General features: G+C 54.3%; 17 protein-coding genes, 1 tRNA gene and 1 pseudogene. All 19 read right to left on the bottom strand.

The genetic code is table 11. The annotated features are described in order from the left end of the window. Window positions 1-55: 55 nt before the first annotated feature. Window positions 56-1,213, bottom strand: a complete 1,158-nt coding sequence (locus DW823_RS04640) for a hypothetical protein (protein ID WP_118080655.1) — start codon at window positions 1,211-1,213, stop codon at window positions 56-58. Window positions 1,214-1,593: 380 nt separating this feature from the next. Continuing rightward, window positions 1,594-1,668 (bottom strand) — tRNA-Val (locus DW823_RS04635). Between the two features lie 138 nt (window positions 1,669-1,806). Further along, a pseudogene (locus DW823_RS09840) lies at window positions 1,807-2,461 on the bottom strand (DUF3825 domain-containing protein). Between the two features lie 292 nt (window positions 2,462-2,753). After that, window positions 2,754-3,431 carry an RloB family protein gene (locus tag DW823_RS04620; RefSeq protein WP_117776526.1) on the bottom strand — a complete coding sequence of 226 codons (678 nt, stop codon included), beginning with the start codon at window positions 3,429-3,431 and terminating at the stop codon, window positions 2,754-2,756. Further along, entirely contained in the window at window positions 3,424-4,719 is a 1,296-nt protein-coding gene (locus DW823_RS04615) for an ATP/GTP-binding protein (protein WP_118080653.1), read from the bottom strand. Before DW823_RS04615 ends, DW823_RS04620 begins: the two co-directional genes overlap by 8 nt. 199 nt (window positions 4,720-4,918) lie before the next feature. After that, window positions 4,919-5,848: an FRG domain-containing protein gene (locus tag DW823_RS04610; protein ID WP_118080651.1), complete on the bottom strand. Its 930-nt coding sequence runs from the start codon at window positions 5,846-5,848 to the stop codon at window positions 4,919-4,921. 253 nt (window positions 5,849-6,101) lie between these two features. Continuing rightward, complete coding sequence (locus DW823_RS09670; protein ID WP_147350652.1) at window positions 6,102-7,148, bottom strand: hypothetical protein; 1,047 nt, start codon at window positions 7,146-7,148, stop codon at window positions 6,102-6,104. Window positions 7,149-7,237: 89 nt separating this feature from the next. Further along, a complete protein-coding gene (locus DW823_RS10040) occupies window positions 7,238-7,537 on the bottom strand; it encodes a type II toxin-antitoxin system YafQ family toxin (protein WP_117641041.1) in 300 nt (99 codons plus the stop codon). Further along, a complete protein-coding gene (locus tag DW823_RS04595; protein WP_117641040.1) occupies window positions 7,534-7,809 on the bottom strand; it encodes a type II toxin-antitoxin system RelB/DinJ family antitoxin in 276 nt (91 codons plus the stop codon). The genes DW823_RS10040 and DW823_RS04595 overlap by 4 nt, the downstream gene beginning before the upstream one ends. Window positions 7,810-8,017: 208 nt before the next feature. After that, a complete protein-coding gene (locus DW823_RS04590; RefSeq protein ID WP_118080647.1) occupies window positions 8,018-9,112 on the bottom strand; it encodes a hypothetical protein in 1,095 nt (364 codons plus the stop codon). Between the two features lie 272 nt (window positions 9,113-9,384). Continuing rightward, window positions 9,385-10,212 (bottom strand): DUF2971 domain-containing protein, encoded by an 828-nt coding sequence (locus DW823_RS04585; RefSeq protein WP_118080645.1) that lies wholly within the window; start codon window positions 10,210-10,212, stop codon window positions 9,385-9,387. A 242-nt stretch (window positions 10,213-10,454) separates the two neighbouring features. Next, window positions 10,455-11,537 carry a hypothetical protein gene (locus tag DW823_RS04580; protein WP_147350651.1) on the bottom strand — a complete coding sequence of 361 codons (1,083 nt, stop codon included), beginning with the start codon at window positions 11,535-11,537 and terminating at the stop codon, window positions 10,455-10,457. A gap of 1,656 nt (window positions 11,538-13,193) precedes the next feature. Further along, window positions 13,194-14,027 carry a DNA adenine methylase gene (locus DW823_RS04570; RefSeq protein WP_117776518.1) on the bottom strand — a complete coding sequence of 278 codons (834 nt, stop codon included), beginning with the start codon at window positions 14,025-14,027 and terminating at the stop codon, window positions 13,194-13,196. A gap of 37 nt (window positions 14,028-14,064) precedes the next feature. Continuing rightward, complete coding sequence (locus DW823_RS04565; protein WP_118080641.1) at window positions 14,065-15,675, bottom strand: AAA family ATPase; 1,611 nt, start codon at window positions 15,673-15,675, stop codon at window positions 14,065-14,067. A 622-nt stretch (window positions 15,676-16,297) separates the two neighbouring features. Continuing rightward, the gene (locus DW823_RS04560) at window positions 16,298-17,017 is read right to left on the bottom strand and encodes a hypothetical protein (RefSeq protein ID WP_118080639.1); all 720 of its coding nucleotides are present in this window, start codon (window positions 17,015-17,017) and stop codon (window positions 16,298-16,300) included. 30 nt (window positions 17,018-17,047) lie between these two features. Continuing rightward, the gene (locus DW823_RS04555) at window positions 17,048-17,815 is read right to left on the bottom strand and encodes a UDP-N-acetyl glucosamine 2-epimerase (RefSeq protein ID WP_304999851.1); all 768 of its coding nucleotides are present in this window, start codon (window positions 17,813-17,815) and stop codon (window positions 17,048-17,050) included. Beyond that, window positions 17,779-18,165, bottom strand: coding sequence for a UDP-N-acetylglucosamine 2-epimerase (locus DW823_RS10010; protein WP_304465960.1), 387 nt, complete (start codon window positions 18,163-18,165; stop codon window positions 17,779-17,781). Before DW823_RS10010 ends, DW823_RS04555 begins: the two co-directional genes overlap by 37 nt. Before the next feature lie 67 nt (window positions 18,166-18,232). Continuing rightward, window positions 18,233-19,492, bottom strand: coding sequence for a nucleotide sugar dehydrogenase (locus DW823_RS04550; protein WP_118080637.1), 1,260 nt, complete (start codon window positions 19,490-19,492; stop codon window positions 18,233-18,235). Window positions 19,493-19,563: 71 nt separating this feature from the next. Beyond that, window positions 19,564-20,583 (bottom strand): dTDP-glucose 4,6-dehydratase, encoded by a 1,020-nt coding sequence (gene rfbB, locus DW823_RS04545; protein ID WP_118080635.1) that lies wholly within the window; start codon window positions 20,581-20,583, stop codon window positions 19,564-19,566.

Here is a 20,583-nt window from a genome sequence, read left to right as displayed (position 1 = left end):
CGGCGGCATCGCAGACAGCCGACCGAGGGCGCCCGGAAATGAGCAAGGCACCCGTCTAACGACCGATTTCCAGCCAGTTGCATAGTACGTTGGCTCGCAACTCCATTTCCGTCGTCTTTTGCGCCTTAGTTTTGCACCTATAGCGTAATTCCAAGCGCGAGCAAAGACTTCTCACGATCGCATCAAGCTGCTCGGCATCGTTAAGCATGTCGTGCGTAACCAGGAAGACGTCATACCCCATACTTTGCAGCGCCGTCATGCGTTTGGCATCGTGGCCCAGCACGGCGCCTGATCCGTGGATAACCTCTCCCTGAATCTCCACGATGCCTGCTTTCATTATGGTTGGATTTACGATCACGATATCCCCGTAGCAGACTTTTTGCCCTGCAATTCTCTGCGCCGATGCGGTAAGCGGTGTAAGGTCGTTAATATATACGTTTCGAAAGCCGGCACCGCCGCGCGAGCGAGGAAGCGATAGTAATAAAATTCCTGCAACTTCAAGCGGAGAAGCTGCTATACCTGTCACCAGCTGCGCGGCGTTGTAAAACTTTGTACCCCACTTTCGTCTTTTCATCTTACTGGCGTACTCATGAAGCTCGTGTAATTCGATGAGCGGCTTTCTCATCCAGAGCGAAGTGCCCTTTAGCCTTGTGACCTCCTTCGTTTTCTTTTGTCCGTAGGGCTCCTTCGTGTTTACCTGTTCTTTGACTTTTATGCGCGCATAAACGCGTTTCCATTGTGGTTCGTCTTGGCTTTCATCAAGGTCAAAGAGGGATTCGGTGGTTGCATTCTCGGCAGCCTCATTGGCTTTGTCTAGTTCCGCTTCTACTGCTACCGTGGGCTCAAAGACTGAGAACCATCCGCAAAATTCGTACATGGCAAGGACAAGATCGGTTGGAGACAGAAAGCGCGCCATGGTGAATAGCGTCGCAAGTGGATTGGTAACCCTAAAGCTCATCGCGGTTTCCAGCGTGCTATCTACCTCCGAAGCATCATCACAGTGGATTGTTGTCCGTAATCCCGAATGGTAGTTAACGCCGCCGGGTGCTGTCGTGGTAATGATCGGGGTCTTGAGGACTTCGGTTACGAAGGGTGATTGGGATAGGGCCCGCCAGCCGTCTTCTGAGTTGGGCAAGCGCGGGTAGAGGTCGCGCACTTGCGGTGGGCAGCGCCAGTATCGGAACGCGGTGTTTGCGCAGACGATCTCGTCCATGTGGGCCTCCCCTGGTTTCGTCCGCGGGCCGTGCGGATTGCGGGTAAGGTCGATTATCTACTGGCGCATCATGCGGGTAAGTACTGGAAGCTGACCAAATGCCGACAAATAGCTCGACGCATTTCGTCTAAAGATCGCCGCGTGGCACAAATCTGCTGGCAGGCGTTCTGGGGTCGTGGTCCCTATCTCCACATTTGTGCGTGAATCCCATGGCAAATTCAATGAAAGATCGCATGAGCTTTATGCAAAACGCGCGATGACGTCAGCACATGAGAGATCAGCTAGAAACGCGTTTAAATTTTTCGATTCGAGTTTGGTGTCAAGCTTGGTGTCAAAAAGAAAAAGGCCAGAGACTTAACACCTCTGACCTGTTCTTTAGATGGTGGGCGATACAAGATTCGAACTTGTGACCCCATCCGTGTGAAGGATATGCTCTACCCCTGAGCCAATCGCCCGTCGCCTTTCGGCAAAAGAGATACTATCATAGCCGCGCGTGGTTTACCAAGAACTTTTTGCCCTCGATTGTAAATTCGTGAGAGCAAATCGCACTGTTTCAACCCAGTCAACCAACAAAACCGCAGCTTAACCACCATTTATCGTTTAATCCACGAGGTTTCGGGACGGCAGATAAGTCGCGCGTTGTTGTAAGCCATGTCGAGCGTGAGACAGGTACGCGCGGCGTGCGGCCTCGACGACGGTGCCCTCAAAGGCGCGGCGCAGCAGCAGCGAATTGCCCTCCCCCATCAGGCTGGCGGGGATGCGCGTCAGGTTCTCCTCATCACCCAGAATGTGGTCGATGTTGGAACGGATAGGCAGGCGATAGTCAAAGACCAGCTCGGAGGGGTCCTCGGCAAAGCGCACGCGGCACGGCAGGTACTCAAACGAGACCAGCATGGGGTCGCTTTCCTTAAAGAAGCCCTTCAAAAACCAGCGTTGGCGCGCGTCGGGCTTGGTGTTGGGCTCAAAAAAGCCATAGATGGTCTCGTAGCGGCGCGTGTACAGGCCGGTGTTAAACAGGCAGCGGTCGTCGTCGAACACCAAAGGCAGGTTGGACGGCGCGGTCTGGTCCACGTCGCGCTCGGTTAGGAACACCGCGCGGCTAAACGAGAACGACAGGTAGTTTTTGAGGATGCGGTTGCCGGGACCCCAGTCCTCGGGGTCGGCGAGGTCGACCAGGCGGTCGTAGCAGGGCTCGGGGCAAAATTCGAAGTCGCACACATTGCTGCACAGGATGCTAGGGAGTTCCATGTGGCGTCCAATCAAGATAATGGCAGGCGTGCGGATGCTTTGATTTTATACGTGCGACGGATCGCCCATGCCCACAACGCAACCGCGGCGCAGCTCGTCGGCGAGTTCTTCTCGCGTGCGGTTTCCGGAAACAAGGTCCTGGATCCATGCAAAGTACTGGTTGTCTTTGGGCTCGGGGCTGTCAGACAGCGCGTCCAGTGCCGTCTTCTAGCTGAACATAGCTCCATAGCATTGCTACCTCGTTTACGAATTTTTGAGTTAAAAGCCTGCCCCTAACGCGGGATGAATCACACTAGTTACCCGACCCAAATACGTCATCTACAAGATCAGGCAAGTCTGTCCATACTTGATAGGCGGCAACGTTGTCCGGATTCATTTCTCTTGCACGACGTTTATCGTCCGTATTGTGCTTTGCGGCATTGGTCAAAGCCAGGCCCTTGTTACCATCAATCATTTCGAGATTTACCGACTTGAACTTTGACGCGGAGGACCTGTTGGGGTCAGTAGATTTTAGAACGCCAAGGTCGCGCGCTCTTTTCTCACATTGTGGCGTCGATGCAAAAGTTTCCGGGCATGGTGAGACATGATCGATTAGCCATACTTCAAAGCATGGATTGGAGATCGCGAGCCTAACTCCTTTTGTCTTTGCTTCTCGTTCTGCTGCGGCTAGATTTCTGAACTCATCTGAATCGACCACGATCCATGCGGAACTCAATGCTTCGATTTCGCCCGCTTTAACGGCCTTTTTATCTGAATCGAGCTCTCGCGAAAGCTGCTTGGCGACCTTCAAAGGGTCTCCGTCAATATGCCGATACCGCACGCTTCCGCGAACGTCCATTTCAGTAATAAGGAAGTTAAAGTATTCGGTTTCGGTCACCTTGCCATTGGACACAATTAGGTGGCGCTTTCTTTTGGCTCTTGTTTGCTTTTTGCGGCCACGAGCAAGTCCTCTCCTTTCCGCCTTAGCCATTTATGTCAGCGCCTTCCTTCATGAGTTGGGCCACAAGTTGATGAAAACTTGGGTTGGGCAGCGGCACATAGACACCGTTTAAGTAATTGCGCCCCAGATTCTCATTTGCACGAGGGGAATACTCCATCGCAGCAATTAATTGCGAAGCACCTTCAGAGTCCTTTTCCACAAACCAGACTTGGTCACGTTCGAGTACCTCTTCCATAGGGCTGGTTCGCGTCATCAAGGTGACATCATGGGTTGAGAAGATTAGCTGCGCGCCCTTTGGATTTGTGTCGGGATCGGCGAACAGTGAGACGAAGTCGCGCAGGAGCGTAGGATGAAGACTCGAATCAAGCTCGTCAATTACTGTTGTGGCCCCACTGCTTAAAGAGCGTAAGGCTACCGAGAAAAACGCGAGCGCAGCTTTTGTGCCCTCCGATTCATGGGCGGAGTCCAGCCAAAAGCCATCTCCCGAGCCTTTATGGTGGAAGAACAGATCATAAGCGAACGACCATTTAAAGTCTTCTGCTTTTTTATTGCGCGGCTCTTTTGGAATATCATCGGGTCCGATGAGTGAATCTTTTAAACGAGGGACGCCTTCAGCTTGACGAACGTCCATGCCATCAATTCCGATGTCAGCATATTTAATGAGCTGAGATAACATTTGGGCTCGCGGGTCATCGTTGATAAACAGTTTTTTAATGGTTGCAAGTTCTGCTAGATAATGCGTTGCGTCGTAGAGATAGACATCGTTGGCGAGAGCGGCGAATGCCGGCTGAATCACATTATTGCCTGCCGCCGCAACAACAGATAAGAACAAAGAGTTTTTACGTGTGATATCCCAAAGCTGTTTTTTAGCGCCCGTAAAGGAGCTGCCAAATTTAATCGACTGTTTCCCGTTAACCGAAGTGCGGTCATAGAGGAGGGACGGCTGTTTTGACCGGTATACGGTGAGGTTCTCATAAGTAACCTCATTTTTGTTTACACCAAATGAAAACTCATACTTCAAATTGCTGGCGGTAAATTCAATCGAGAACTCGGTATCACTTGATCGAGACTCTGAGTCAAGTAAAAAAGGAATGACAGGTATATGAGATTTCGAATCACCTGTTGCGTAACCGTTGCGAATAAAATAAGAGACAAAGTCTAGGGCGTCTAAGAAATTTGATTTGCCTGACGCGTTTGCACCGTAAACCGCAGCCACTCGCACGGGTCCAAGTTCCTTTTTGCTCGAAATCGGTTCAAACGAGAACTGCTGAGTATCTCGAAAGCTCTGAAAGTTCTTAAATGAAAAATTGAGGATCATCTTTAGAATCCTTCTCAAATAAATCGATTATTCACAGACATCCTTAAATAACAAAAACAATTATATAGTTTTAAAACCGATATTTGTTAGCTTTGAACAAATATCGGTTTTAAATTGAGATATTAGACAATGAACCTTATAAGTACGTATGACATAATGCCTGAAGCATAATTCTCTACACTGATTTTAAGAGCAATCTTCAGTGACAGTGTCTCTTAATCTCACTCACTATGCCGGCGCATCTCTTCTCAATGCTGTCGGGAAAGAGCGAAGCTTCGGTAATGCCAAGTTTACTCAACTCGTTCAGTATTGATGCTTTCCTATCAGATGGCACTATGCAACGACCGGTTATTACGGGGCTGTCTTTGGGTAGTGGACTTATGAATTCCTCAAACGAAAAATAAGGATCTTCACCACGAATGTCATTTGGGAAAAGGATATATTGCCCCGACTGAGCGGCCTGTCTATCAAGATATCTAGTTCCGTAGACAAATAACGTGTCTTCGCAGCACTCCTTAAACCATTTTGCCTGATCGGTTGGTTCAGGGCAATTTGAAAGCACTAGATCACGTTGATAGTCAAAGTATGGTCTAGATATTGCAAGTGAAGCAAAGTCTGATAACACTTTAGAGTTCATAAACAGATGCCACGAGTCCGCGATTGCCTGACAGATGGGATATTCCTGCTTATCCCCTCCCGGTCGCCTAAAGATAAATACTTCGCCCACGTCATCCAGATTTCCGCAGGCGAAATAGAGGGCTGCAAGTGCATTTGAAGTGACATCTAATAGTCTGGTGGGGACTCCGTAGTGCTGGAGACAGGCTAAAAGATCAATTGGAAGCAAATCTCGATTAAAAACATTTGGCAATATGCGGCACGCAGTTTCAATATTATCCGCCTCGTGCTTAAGGGTGCCTATGATAGGAGAAATGGCGTCACTTCCCGGTTTACGCCAAAGACTGTCTCTTCCGATTGACGGAACAAGATCAAACTTAGTGGATCCTTGTCCACGAAACACAAATGTAGACTCAATTGTTCTGGCGTCACCATTTATTGTTGGTGAAAGACCTTTGATGTATTTGATATACGAGGCTACATCTTCAACCTCAACTTTAGCTTCATTAGACATATATCAATCCTTTAGCGGAACAAGAAGCTTTATAAACGGCAGTATTTGAATTGCAATTATCTTATCGCTCTGGCAGATGGGGTGTAAGGTTCAACATCGGTAATAGATCGAGAGGCAGTTGAGCTGAATAAAATAGTGCCGTCGCAGCGATAGCTGATACGGCACCAATCTCTAATAAATTGATTTAGTAGAAGGCTAAAGACTTCTGCAATGGCTGCATTCACTTCTCCCCTGGTCTCACTTAAACGAGGCCTTAGCAGCGATATGCGGCAGCAAGGAGCGCTGTTCCCAGAATGAAAAGCGTTAAGGAAGCGGCGATCCAGCTGTTGTCGGCAGTCTTGGGGAGTGTCACTGCAGTCGCAGCGGCGGTTTTTGGTTTGGAGGACGCGGTCACCGTCGTCTTGGTCGTTATGTTTGTTTTGGGCGACGTGGCCGCAGGCTTCACCGCGGGATCGGTCGGCGAACTAGCACCGGGCTGCCCTGCAGCAGGACCGGCACCACCAGCAGTTTCACTAGCCCCGCCACCTGGCACCTCGCCCCTGTCCGTCTCCCCCGCCGGAGGCGTGGCGACATCGGGCACAACCACCACATGCGGTGCCATCGCACCGGAGGCATCCAACACGCCGCTAGCACCAAAAGCCCCACCAACAGGTGCTACAAACCGCGCAGACACAAGCGACCCGCTCAAGCACGCAACGCCGCCGTCGGCGCCGGCCGCATCAAGCCACGAGGCGTCGACGGAAAGCCGACAGCCGGCCGCACCAGCGCCAAGGCCCGCGTCCTGCAGATACACACCGTAAACGCGCACGCCCGCTCCGGTCCCTGCGCCCGCGGCAACGACGCGCCCGCCGGCGCGCACGGCCATGTCGCCGGCGATCACGCCGGCCACCGCCTCGTCCGTGATATCGGCCCCGTCCGCCCGGGCATTGACGGTGCAGCCGTCCACCGCGAACGCCTGCGAAACGTGGATCCCGCACTGCGAGCCCGTCGCCTTCAGTGTCCCGGTGCCGCGAAGCGTCAGGTTGCCCCACACCTCCATGCCGCACAGCGTGATGTCCGCATCGGGCGCATGCGACTCCGTCACGGAGTTTTGCCCGGCAAGCGTCAGCACCAGGTCGCCCTCGGCGCCGATGGCCTCGCCCGCGTAGTCGTTAAGTTCCAGGTGGTCGGCATCGGTCCAGGCCCAGCCGGGGCCCGACACGCCCGGCTCGTAGTACGTCGCGCCCGCGATGATGAGGCTCTCCGCGCCCGCTGCATAAGAAGGCCCGCCCAGCAAAACGCATAGGCAGGTAATCGTCATTGTGCAGCTACATATCCAACAAGATTGAACAAATTGGATGCCATTAGGTTGAAATCCGAATGGTTTTGGTGGTTTCGATATTAAGGGAATTATCGGAACAGCTCATCATGGCTGCCAGTGCGTTCAAAGAAAGCTACCTCTTCGTTTGATGACCATATGACAAGCCAGTCGCCAGAGTTTGCTACGTGACATTCGTTTCGCCCTGCCCAGTTGCCGCTTAGCCGGTGCATATTATGACGTCGCTTTAATATGTCCATTGACTCAGGTGTATTCTGTAGCACCAGGTCAATTAGCTTTTGAAGCTCAGATAAATCCCATTTACGGCGCTTTGCTTTTTTCTTTAAATCTCGGGAGAAGGCTGCAGAGAACTCTGCGGTTAACGTGCTCATTGTGCCATCGCCGCAGCGATCAGATCGGCGCCATTGTCAAAGCGTCCTTTTTTGCCAGATGCAAGAAAAGCGTCCCCCTCGCGAATGGCCTCAAGGCTTTCGGCACTGGGCTCCTCAGGGGCAAAAGTCAACGGGATGCGATGGGTGTTGACCATTTGCTTGAAGAAAGCGCGAGTCACGGACGACAAATCAAGTCCATAGTAATCAGCAACTTCCGCCGCCTCGCGTTTGAGGTCGTCGTCAACCCTGATGGTTAATGTTGAGCTTGCCATTTTTAGACCTTCCAATCGCGTGAGTGTACCCTTAGTATAACGCACATACAATAGTTGATTATGTTATTGCAAGTAATTACATAGTCATTTAAGTGGTATGGCACGTCATACATTGCATGCACGAAAAAGGCAACGCTCCCTATCCGGAAATGTTGCCCTTAAAGCTTCAACAGAGGTCTTGTATTGCAGCTAGGTGCGTCGCGCAGTCTCAGCAGCGATATGTGGCACCAAAAAGCACCAACCCCAGCAGGAATAACGATAAAGATGCAGCGATCCAGTTGCAGTCGCCGGTCTTGGGGAGTGCCGCAGTTGTCGCGGTGGCAGCCTTGGGCTTGGTTGTCTTGGCGACCGTGGTCTTGGTTACTGTCTTTGTTGTCTTGGTTGGCGTGGCCGCGTGTTTCAGAGAGGGATTTGCCGTGGGGCCTGTGGTGGGCTCTCCGGCTGCGGGGCTAGCATCGGTGGGTGACTTTTCCGCGCTATCGCCAGTCACCTCGCCCCCACCGGTCTCCCCCGCCGGCGCCGTGGCGCCCTTGGGTTCAATCACCACATGCTGTGCCACCGCACCGGCAGCATCCACCACGCCACCAGCACCAAAAGCCCCGCCAGCAGGCGCCACAAATCGCGCGGACACAAGCGACCCGCCCAAGCACGCAACGCCGCCGTCGGCACCGGCCGCATCAAGCCACGAGGCGTCGACGGAAAGCCGACAGCCGGCCGCACCAGCGCCAAGGCCCGCATCCTGCAGATACACGCCGTAGGCGCGCACGCCCGCTCCGGACCCGGCGCCCGCGGCAACGACGCGTCCGCCACCGCGCACGGCCATGTCGCCGGCGATCACGCCGGCCACCGCCTCGTCCGTGATATCGGCCCCGTCCGCACGGACATCGACGGTGCAGCCGTCCACCACGAACGCCTGCGAGATGTGGATCCCGCACTGCGAGCCCGTCGCCGTCAGAGTCCCGGTACCGCGAAACGTCAGGTTGCCCCACACCTCCATGCCGCACAGCGTGATGTCCGCATCGGGCGCATGCGACTCCGTCACGGAGTTTTGCCCGGCAAGCGTCAGCACCAGGTCGCCTTTGGCGCCGATGGCCTCGCCCGCGTAGCCGTTAAGCTCAAGGTGGTCGGCATCGGTCCAGGCCCAGCCGGGGCCCGACACGCCCGGCTCGTAGTACGTCGCGCCCGCGATGATGAGGCTCTCCGCACCCGCGGCATAAGAAGGCCCGCCCAGCAAAACGCATAGGCAGGCCATGGCAACAATCGCAATGTAATGACGGCTGGTGTAGGACTCGGCAGCAAACATACCCGCTCCGATCTTCGCAGGAGCCAATAGAATGTGCACCAGAAAATGCCCTGGTAGCAGCAGTTATTAGTTTAGCGAGATCAAGCCGTAAACAAAGAAAATGTCCCTGAGCAGCGCCAATAATTAGGTGTAAATCGTTTTGCCAATCGGTGAAAGTAGAGATAGCGTCCGGCTCGGGCGCCTAGAGGCCACTATGAGAACGCCCTTAACCTATAAGCGCTTCATGAAGCTATGGATAGGGTTCGAGAGGAGCTGTCAGGGTGGGAACCTACCTATGCCAGCTCAATCGAGCTCTCTGCGACCTCAATGCCTGGTGCGTATTTCTCTACCAGCGCGTCCAGAATTACGCGGTTGCCATTTGTCATCTTTGGAGAAGAAACGATCTTCATTGACGAAAAAGCTTCATCAGAGATAACGAGATCGTAATAGGGCGGGATTCCAGGATTGCACTTATCAAGTATGATGTCATTCGCTCTCTGAACCCGATCTATTCGGACATTGCTTACACTAGCGATACCTATTGGAACGGCTGACAAGATATAACGCCACTCTTGTTGATATGACCACGCAGCGGCTTTGTGAACTCCAAGGGCAAGTATTTTAGCTTCAACCCCACCATTTCCAAAAGTGCTAATCACTTTTGGAAATAAAAGGGACTCGTCATTTGTATATTCGACCTTGTGAAGCATGTTGATATTACGGGCGGTTTCAAAAAAGAAATAGTCTTTATCCCAAAACTCCTCGAGAGGCAGATGAAGGCCATCAAATGAACCACCAAGGGCATTCAGAACTGCTTCACTTGATAACTTATTGAGGCTCTCAGTAGACACAGAGTACCGCCTAAACGGATGACTCTTCATCTGGATTCTTACGCCACATTCAGCTCCAGCATACTCGCGCCACATGGGGATGCTCTCCTCATCAGAAGAGGTCCAACAACTGACGAGCTTCATTTTTCCAAGATTTTGAGAGTCTGCTGAACGCTGTTCTTGTGGGTCATCAACCTTATCTAACCGGCTGAACCTGATAGTCCGATTATGTAGAATCAAGGCCAGCGTATCTAGGCTTGCATAATGATAGAGAACGGCGGGTGTTTCCATGTTTGGCTCCTAGCTATAACAATGAGTCCATATCGCAGTTCATAAAAATTTATAGACGCGATCGTCGACGCGCCAATGCCAATTAAGGCAGTAAACCTTAATTCTTGCCTTGCGAGCGCAAACACGGAGATGGCCAGAGATGACGTCGATGGCATATCGCTTTCACACCCCTAGCACGATGATTGACGCACATATGCACCACGATTTACGCCGTGCATACACATCAGCGTTAAGCCCAATCGTCACCACAGCCCTCTTCCAATGAAATGGAATATGACACTACGAATTACCATAATTTCCCGAGCCATCAAAATGCAATCGCGAACCATTTCAAGCAAATAGGTGTTGCCTTGAGAATCGTTGGTCCCATCCTCACGCAAAGTGCGAATGACTTGAGTCGCGCAATCGAAATCTGTCCGATTATGACTAAATGCATTGCGCAGAACCGGATTCCAACACTGCTTGATAAGGCCAGTAAATGGGCCCGTACCGACAGCGTTGAATCGCTTTGCCTTAGGGGCTGTAGAAAGTTTGTCGAACGACTTTGCACCTAGGTCTACGCCTTTGGGCATGACATCGAACGCCCCGTTACATTCGATGTTGTCGAGCCCGATAAACAGAACAAGCAGGCTGCCAATAAGCTCATATTCCCGACAATAAAGCTTCTCAATATCACTAGGAGTGCAGCAGAACGTACCGTACTTTTCCAAGTCATAGGCGTCTCCCGCCACAAGAAAAGTAAAACCGTTGAGGAGAACCGGATAAGATTCGGCTACGGAATCCAGAACTTCGTTGATTTCAGCAAGCAGCGACTTGGCACTCATATCGGTTTTGAGATAGTAACCTGCTAGGCCGGAAAGCGCCCCTGCCTCTAGACCAGAAACGAGTTTTTCACATTCAACAGCGCGCTCATACGCGTCACTTCCTGCAATCATGGGGAAACCGAGCCAAGACATTCTCGCGATTCGGCTCAGCAAGGGATAGTGTCGATTGTCCTCGTCGAGCAGTTTGCGTTCGAATTCCGAAAGAACCTTATCCGCATAATCGTCATGCCCATCGCAGTACAGTTGAAAAGCGGTCCTCAGGGTAGGCCAGTCTTCGCGGTAATAATGAAGACAATAAACCATATCGCTCACGTGCTCGCTGAGTTCATCAAACGGAATCAGCCCAGAGGCTCTGATAAAGGGGCTTGTCATGCAGGCACAATGTTCTACTGATATTTTATATGACGGAAGCTCACCAGATAACTCCACCATAACTCGGGCGCAATCTAAATTTCCATCCATGGAGGCAACCGTGCCAGGGTCGAGATTAAAATCAATCAAAGCGCAGCTCGGGTCAAGGCGAACCGCTCCGTCGATTCGGTTCCGGCACTGCGGACACAAGTATCTAACCGGGTAGTCATTAACAAATCCAGCCTGGACGCGCAAACGATGCACGCATCCACATACTCCGCAAGTGACAAAGAAGTTCTTAACCACAAACACCTCTATTCAACTTCGCTGATTGCGTGAATCATAATTAACCAACCGATGTTAAATCTGATGCAAAGGCTATAGAAGAGAATTACAAAATCTCCTCGCATCTCCCGCGAACATCCTCAAATTCATGCTGTCGTCTTTATTCTATAAATAATGCCCAAAGCGACGCCTTGATAGCCCCTCGCCAATTGCCGAATCGGCAAATCCGCGTGAGCGACAAGATAATTCATCGGGCGAAAATCAAAAACTGGATAAACCTCGACGAGAGCTGCCACAAGATTACGGCGAACGCCTCACTCGAAGTCCTTCTTCCTCAATCTCGATACGTAACGATCGAGCTCGTAAAGAGCATCAATGTAGAGCTAGGCGACATCTCGAATACCCCCAATGTCAAAGCTAAGCCCTTGGAAATGGAGTCCTCCGTCCTCGTTCCAATCTTCCGAGTTTGTTGCCAGGACGACATCATCGTCCCGAACGCTTTCGGTCTCTACGATACCCTCTATGTATAGGCGATAGAGCTTCGCCTTAGGAAAGCCATCCATGATTGACTTGGTGCGGACATCCGCACAAATCCGTCCGCCGTCGAATTCGTACTTAGGGTGTTTGTTCGTTCTTTTTGGGTGCTCGACCACGAAAGAGCGGATAGACTCAAAGAAGTCCAGGCAAAGCTCAAGCCTTGCGTGATCTGAGAACTCAAATCCGTTCGAGACATCGTCACGCAGGCAGTTCTTGACCAGCCAATAAGAGCGCTTAATCCAATCGTCGAGAACAACAAGGTATACGACATCCTATGGCTTGCCGCTGAACCTGCCTTCGATTGTCGCGTTGAAATCCTGAATGCTATATTCAATTTTCAGTATCAATTCCCAAATCAGCTTACGGCGAGCCCCGTCTTTCGCGAGTCACTTTTTACCTATGCCAAGGTCCTTTTTATCAAGTCCGTCAGTCGTGCGAAGAGGCATCAATGTCTGCATAGATTCGCCTCCCAAGGAAATACAGTTCTGGTTACACTCGAAGGATACCGTGCTAAAAAGCCCAAACGATTGCCAAATCAATGGATCTGGACGAACAGCAAGAGATTTATCGGACAAAAGCTCGAAACCGGATAAGTCTTGGCAACATCAGAAAAACAAAAGCAAGACGCTATGAGCAGGACATGAAAAGCCGGGAAACCCTCCTGCATGCTTATCCGCGGATTAGGCCGACAATAATGGCGTTCAAACAACCAGCGCCTACGCCGCATTCATGGAAGGGGCATTCGATGAACAATGCTAACACTTTCACAGGGCTCGACGTTCACGCCCGTTCGATAAAGGCCAGCCGCCGACCGCGGCCGTAAGATGGGCTGTCGCGACGCGCATATCCTAGCTGCGTTCAGCACCAATGCAAACGCAGGCGAACGGTAAGGAGGGTTTAGGGCAGCGCATCAAGGCTCAACTTTTGGGTTATGTTTCAAAAAGTGTAGCATTTTTGAAACATAGTGGGGGTGAGCCCCAAGCGTCAGAGCTCTTCAGGCCAGACAAGGCCCGGTCCGAGAATGATTTTCTCCCTGCCGACGGTCTTCACATTGGCCGTGTAGCTAATCTCTAGGTCCCCGCGCTCGTAATTGCCGTAGATGTCGTCGATGAGCTTGTCGGCATCGTAGGTCACGACCCACTTGCTCCTGGCATCGCCGACCTTTCGGGCGAGCGACCTATGCTTCGCCTCGTCGAACGCGCTGCGATACAGACCGGGGCCCTTCTGCACATACGGCGGGTCGAGGTAGGCAAACAGTTCAGAGTCGCCCATCCTATCGTCGATGAAGTCCTCCGCGTCGAGTCTCGTCACCTCAATGTCGTCCCTTCGCGCCGCGATGTCCATGACCTTTTTCTTCAAGGTCCTGCGGTTGAAGCGAACGTCCATCTTGTAGTTGCCGGTCTGCTCGAGCCCGCCTATGACGCCGCCACTCAAGATACCCGATACGTTCGTCCTGTTGAGGTAGAAAGCCGCTTTGCCGAGCTCAAAATCACCCACCCCGTCATGATTCTGGTACATGTCGCGCATCTTCTTCCAGGTCTCGATGTTCAAGACGGCGGAGTCGATGAACTCGCACATCTCTTCGGCGTGATTGACGATGGCACCCCACATGCAGTACACGGCGCGGTCGTAATCATTAATCACGATCGAGGACACGTCGCCCTTCAGGAGAAGTTTGATGGCCAGCCCCGCACCGCCGGCGAACAGCTCGGCGTAGGGATGCCCAAGCAAGTCGTTCATCTCGAGGATCGCCCTGATCTCGGGGTACAGCTTCGTCTTCCCGCCAGGATACCTGATGGGCGTGTACGTAGTCGCCATCTTCTCACCTCCTCAATGTGTCGAACAAGCGGCCTCTCTATTGTTCCCGTTCATACTGCTGCCGTTTTATGATTGCGTCAACTCTTCGCTCGAGTTTCTCGTTAAAGTCCCTAATCTCCGACTCATACCTCTCTTTCCAGATGGCGGCGACAGCCAAGCCGTTTTCGCCCCACAGCCCTTCGGCCTTCTCTCTCCTGAACCATTTCTTGTAGTGCTTGCGCTCCTTATCCCCGCCGTTGTGCTCGAAGTCGCGCTTTGAGTCGGCAAATCGGCTGAGCATGACCTGCTTGGTGTAATGCCTGCCATTGCTCCAGAAGTCGTCTTCGTCCGAGAGGCCGCAAAGCAAATCGTATATGGACTGCTCAGGCGACTTGTCGCCTCCGGGTAGCACGAATCTTCTGGCGCAATCCTTTATCTTCTTTGCCGCATCCCTGTTTGAATCGGCGTCCACAACGAAGCACACGCCTCGCAGCGAGGCTATGTCCCTAACGGCGAGCTCTCCCAGCTCGCCGCAGCTGAGCTTCGCGGAGACAATATCGCATTTCCGCTTCAGCCGCGAAGGCATTATCTGCCCGAGCACCCACTTCGCCTCGTCGTCCTCGCACCAGATTTCGACCTTGGGGCCCTTTTTCGGCCTCAGCGGCTCAACCATGAGGTCGGCTTGAATCTCGTCTATCGGCGGATTTATCGTCAGCCTGATCCCGGACTCCCTCTTCTTGAGATACAGGACCTTAACCGCATCGTTTTTGCCCTGCGTCTCCTTGACGGCCTTCTCAAGGAGCGTCATCGAGTGGGTGGTGAAAACAACCTGCACCCTCTGAGCAGCGGCCCGCTCCTTCAGCAAATCGAAAAGTCTCACCTGGGAGGAGGGGAACAGGGTCACGTCGAGCTCGTCGATCAGGAGAAGGCCACCCCTGTACTCCTCGCCCATGGCGTCGGCGAGCCGCTCAAAGGAGATGAGGGCGCCCAATATCTGTCCAAGGTTGTCCTGCCCGGCGGAGTTGGCGAGGTAGTCGTAGGTGGCGGTGTTGACGAGAAGGGTCTCCTTCTGGCCGTGCTTCGACATCCTGACAACATCGGTGGTTTTATCCTGGTCGACCATAACGCGAGCGTACCACTGGTTAAAGCGCTCGATCTCGCTTTCCGAAAAGTCCGTCTGCTCGGCCTGCGGGTTAAGGAACTCGCCGACTGGGTTGGTCCTTTTCAGGCCGAGGTAGATTACGGGGTAGTCAATGTTACCCTCGCCCTTGGCTCGGGAGGAGCCGGTCACGATACGAATGGAAGATTTGTCTTTTGCGGGACGCTTAAACGATTTGACCTGGACGTGCTGCCCCTGGGATCCGGAAATGGCCTCGTCCCTGAAATCGACGTAATAGAGATGCTCGCCCGGGATATCGTGATCGGGCGACATGTTGAATATGTCCGTGAACTTGGTGCTGAACGGCCTACCGAAGATGGTCCTCCTGTCCCTGAGCCCGAACGGTTGCCCCAGCATGCCCAATATGGTGGACTTGCTCGTCCCATTCTGTCCCGCTATCACGGTAACGAGCTGCCCGAGCCCAATCTCGAGATCGTGCATGGCACGGAACCTGGAGACTTCAATCCCCTTGATGCCGAACGGTTCGAGACGCTTAGGTTTGCGCGACATGCCAGTGCTCCTGCTTCCTCAATCGAGCCTTTGGTACATCGGCCATTTTCCCACTTTGTAGCTTTTAGCGAAAGCGGACGACAGCGGCCACTCGGCAAAAAGAACGCCCGTTTCGGCAAAAGGTGCGGCCACACTGCCCGAAGTAGCTAAGCAGCGAGGCCCAGCGCCATCGTCGCGACGTTGACCGCGAACGTAGCCCTCGTCAGAAGAATCGTAGCTATGTCCTCTGAGCTGACCCGCCTGCCGATGCCGAGGGCTTTTCACAGCTCTCGAGAGAACAGGTCCTCCCTCACAGCGACAGGGCTGCCCGCTCCCCGTCCTGCGCCCAAGCCCGCTCGCTCTCGGTCAAAGCGTTATGGCGCCAGCGGGCGACGAGCCTGTCGATAAATATCTTGAAGCAGACAAACAGCACGGCGAAGGCAATGTAGCCGATGGCCAGAATGGCGAGCAATGTGAACGTGAACAGCGAATCGCCCGCAGCATCTCCGCGGATGTCAACGCAGGCCGATTAGTTTCTATCAAACGCACAGACTATGAACCAATCTTAGTAATTTTTCTTCTCCGGATATCAACAACAGTTGCAGCTAGAAGCTCTAAGCACAAACGCCAAGTAGGCTAGAAACTAACCAACAATGGCATCCGCAATCATTAGTACGTTGCCGTTTAAATGGCCCTCATCTACATTTTCTATAGCTTTGAATTCAATCCATTCGGCACCAGAAATATCTAAGTTCTCAAGCTGAATTGGAGAGGTCGATTTACTAATGTTTTTTTCAGTATGAATGCATCTGAAATCGGAATCGCCTTTGTATTTAACAAGAATTTCGAATGAAGTAGAGTTGCCCTTTCCATCAATATTTGTGCTGGAAGGGGCGATGGTAATGGACAGCTTGGAATAGTTTCCGCCCAAATAGTAGTCGGCAAAGCCACTGCAAGCTGAGCAAGATCCAATAATTCCCCAGCGGTTGGGGTCATAGCGATTTCCCGCAGTATCTTTCGCGTTCGTATCGCCTGACTGTGAATAATTGGATGACGAGCCGGGCTTATCTTTCAATAATGCCCGGCTAGAATCATCTGATGCAGCACTGGAAACAGAACCACCGCCATTATTCGAGTTCAAGCTCACGCGCTTTAGTTCATTAAGCTCATCTTCGAGCTCTTGGATTCGGTCAGTTGCCTTTTCATAATCGTCTGTAGATACAACAACATTATTGTTAACTACTATCGGATTTTGCACCTGTGGCACCAAATAGGCTACAGCCACTTCGGCGCCAATAGTAAACAGGCCGGTTATAACCGAAATTGCTAAATTCTTAGCAAAGCTATCGGATTCTTTTGCCATCCAGCGACTCCATAGTTCAAACCTCGTCGATTACAGATACTTCTTCCACACCATCTTGTCCACGATGCCGGTGTAGCTCTGGATGATCTCGACCACCTTGGTGGACACGGTCTCGTCGGCGTAGTCGGGAACAGGAGCCTTGGGCAGCGACCCCTCCGCGTCGAGCTCGACGGCGGTGTGGACGGCCTGGAGCAGGCCCCTCTCGGAGATGCCGGCTAGTGTGAAGCGGGCCTTGTCCAGCGCCTCCGGGCGCTCGGTGGAGGTGCTGATACACACCGCGGGGAACGGACGGCCGACACTTGCGAAGAAGCTCGACTCCTCGGGCAGGGTGCCCGAGTCGGAGACAACCGCGAAGGCGTTCATCTGCAGGCAGTTGTAGTCGTGGAAGCCCATGGGCTCGTGCATGCGCACGCGCGGGTCCAGCTTGAAGCCGGTGGCCTCCAGGCGCTTGCAGGACCGCGGGTGGTAGGAGTACAGGATCGGCGTGTCGTACTTCTCCGCCAGCGCGTTGATCGCGGTGAACAGGCTCATGAAGTTGGCCTTAGTGTCGATGTTCTCCTCGCGGTGTGCGGTGAACAGCATATAGCGCTTGGGCTCCAGGCCGAGCTCGGAGAGGATGTCCGAGGCCTCGATCTTATCCAGGTTCGCGCGCAGGACCTCCGTCACGGGCGAGCCCGTGACGGAGGTGCGCTCCGGGGCGCAGCTAGTATCCTTGAGGTAGCGGCGGGCGTGCTCGGAGTAGGCCAGGTTGACATCGGAGATCACGTCGACGATGTGGCGGTCTCCTTGGGCAGGCACTCGTCCTTGCAGCGGTTGCCGGCCTCCATGTGGAAATTGGGGATGTGCAGGCGCTTGGCCGCGATGGCGGACAGGCAGCTGTTGGTGCCACCCAAGATAAGCAGCGCGTCGGGCTGGACCGGGACCATCAGCTTGTACGAGGCCGCGATGATGTTGCCCACGGTCTCGCCCAGGTCCGCGCCCACGGCGTCTAGGTAGACGTCCGGGTCGGCGAGCGATAGGTCGCGGAAGAAGATGCCGTTGAGCGTGTAGTCGTAGTTCTGCCCGGTGTGCGCCAGCAAGCAGCCGAAGTGGCGGCGGCACTTCTTGATGACCTCGGACAGGCGGATGACCTCGGGGCAGGTGCCCACGATGATGAGCAGCTTTAGGCGGCCTTCATTTTTGAACTGAAAATTTCTTTCCTTTATCTCCTTTCAGCTAATCGCGTTTAAATAGGTCCCTTGTATAAACCTTTTCTGAAACATCCGCGAGCTCGTCGCTCCAGCGGTTGGCGACAATCACGTCGCAGCCGGCCTTGAAGGCCTCCAGGTCGTGGGTCACCTCGGAGCCGAAGAACTCCGGCGCGTCCAGCGTGGGCTCGTAGACCACCACGGGCACGCCCTTGGCCTTCACGCGCTTCATGACGCCCTGGATGGAGCTCGCGCGGAAGTTGTCGGAGTTGGACTTCATCGTCAGGCGGTAGACGCCCACGACCGGCTTCGGCTTGCCCTCGTACACGCGGTCCCACACCATCTGCAGCACCTCGTCTGACACGAAGTCCTTGCGGGTGCGGTTGGCGTCCACGATGGCCTCGATCAGGTTCTGGGGCACGTCTCTGTAGTTGGCAAGCAGCTGCTTGGTGTCCTTGGGCAGGCAGTAGCCGCCGTAGCCGAAGCTGGGGTTGTTGTAGTGGCTGCCGATACGCGGCTCAAGGCACACGCCGTCGATGACGTCGCGGGTGTTGAGGCCGCGGACCTCGCAGTAGGTGTCGAGCTCGTTGAAGTAGGCCACGCGCAGCGCCAAGTAGGTGTTGGCGAAGAGCTTGACGGCCTCGGCCTCGGTGGTGCCCAGCACGAGCTCCGGGATGCCCACGGTGCCGTCGGCGTTCACGCGCTCCAGCTCGGCTGGGTCCGCCCCTTGGGCAAGCAGGCGTGCGAAACGCTCGGCAGCCGCGACGGCCTCGGGGTCGTCCTTGGGCGCGCCCACCACGATGCGGCTGGGGTGCAGGTTGTCATAGAGTGCCTTGCTCTCGCGCAGGAACTCGGGGCTGAAGAAGATCTTGCTGTCGCCCAGCCTCTCGCGAAGGCCCGCGGTGTAGCCGACGGGGATGGTCGACTTGATGACGATCCAGGCGTCCGGGTTCACCGAGCGAACGGCGGCGATGGCGGCCTCGACGGAGCTCGTGTCGAAGAAGTTCCTATCGCTGTCGTAGTTGGTAGGCGTGGCGATGACGGCGTAGTCGGCGCCCGTGTAGGCCTCCGCCACGTCGACGGTGGCGTGCAGGTCGAGCTCGCGCTCCCCCGCCTTGGCTTCTGTCAGGAAGCGCTCAATCTCGTCATCCTGGATGGGCGATATGTAGTTGTTGATCTTCTCGACCTTTTCGGGCACGATATCCAGCGCGTGCACCTCGTTGTGCTGCGAAAGCAGGACGGCAAGCGACAGGCCGACGTAGCCGGTACCGGCGACAGCAATCTTCATGTCATTCTCCAGTTTCTTAAATATAGTTGCGCACCCATTGCTACTGGGCGCAAAGAAATTGTGCAGCGTAGCTACTGCCCCTGTGCCCTATACCTGGCCTCGGTGGCCTCCTTAGCCGGGCGCCACCAGGACTCGTTGGCGACGTACCAGTCAATGGTGGACTTCAGGCCCTCGGCGAAGTCGGTGTGCGCCGGCCTCCAGCCGAGCTCGCGCTGGAGCTTCGTGCTGTCGATGGCGTAGCGGCGGTCGTGGCCGGGGCGGTCGGCGACCCAGTCGAAGTCCTCGGGGTCGCGGCCCATGGCCTCGAGGATCATGCGCAGGACGGTGATGTTGTCCCTCTCGCCGTCCGCTCCGATGAGGTAGGTCTCCCCCGTGCGGCCCTTGGTGAGGATGTCCCAGACGGCCGATGAGTGGTCCTCGGTGTGGATCCAGTCGCGGACGTTCTCGCCCTTACCGTAGAGCTTGGGGCGCACGCCGTCGACGATGTTGGTGATCTGGCGCGGGATGAACTTCTCCACGTGCTGGTAGGGGCCGTAGTTGTTGGAGCAGTTGGAGATCGTGGTGCGCAGGCCGTAGGTGCGGGTCCACGCGCGGACGAGCATGTCGGAGGAAGCCTTGGTCGAGCTGTACGGAGAGGAGGGCCTGTAGGGCGTCTCCTCGGTGAACTTCGCCGGGTCGTCGAGCGCAAGGTCGCCGTAGACCTCGTCGGTGGAGACGTGGTGGTAGCGGACGCCGTATTTGCGGACGGCCTCCAGCAGGCGGAAGGTTCCCTCGACGTTGGTGCGCAGGAACGGCTCGGGGTCTGCGATGGAGTTGTCGTTGTGGCTCTCGGCGGCGTAGTGGACGATGGCGTCGTGGCCGGGGACCAGCTCATCGAGCAGCTCCGCGTCGCAGATGTCGCCCACGACGAGCTCCACGCGGTCGGAGGGCAGCCCGGCGATGTTCTCGGGGTTGCCGGCGTAGGTCAGCTTGTCCAGGACGGTCACGTGCACGTCGGGGTGGTTGTTGACCACGTAGTGGACGAAGTTGCTGCCGATGAAGCCGCAGCCGCCCGTGACGATGATGTTCTTGGGTTCAAAAATCTCAGACAT

The organism is Collinsella sp. AM34-10 (assembly GCF_003469185.1).
Taxonomy (GTDB): Bacteria; Actinomycetota; Coriobacteriia; order Coriobacteriales; family Coriobacteriaceae; genus Collinsella.
This window is presented reverse-complemented; position numbering and strand designations above follow the sequence as displayed.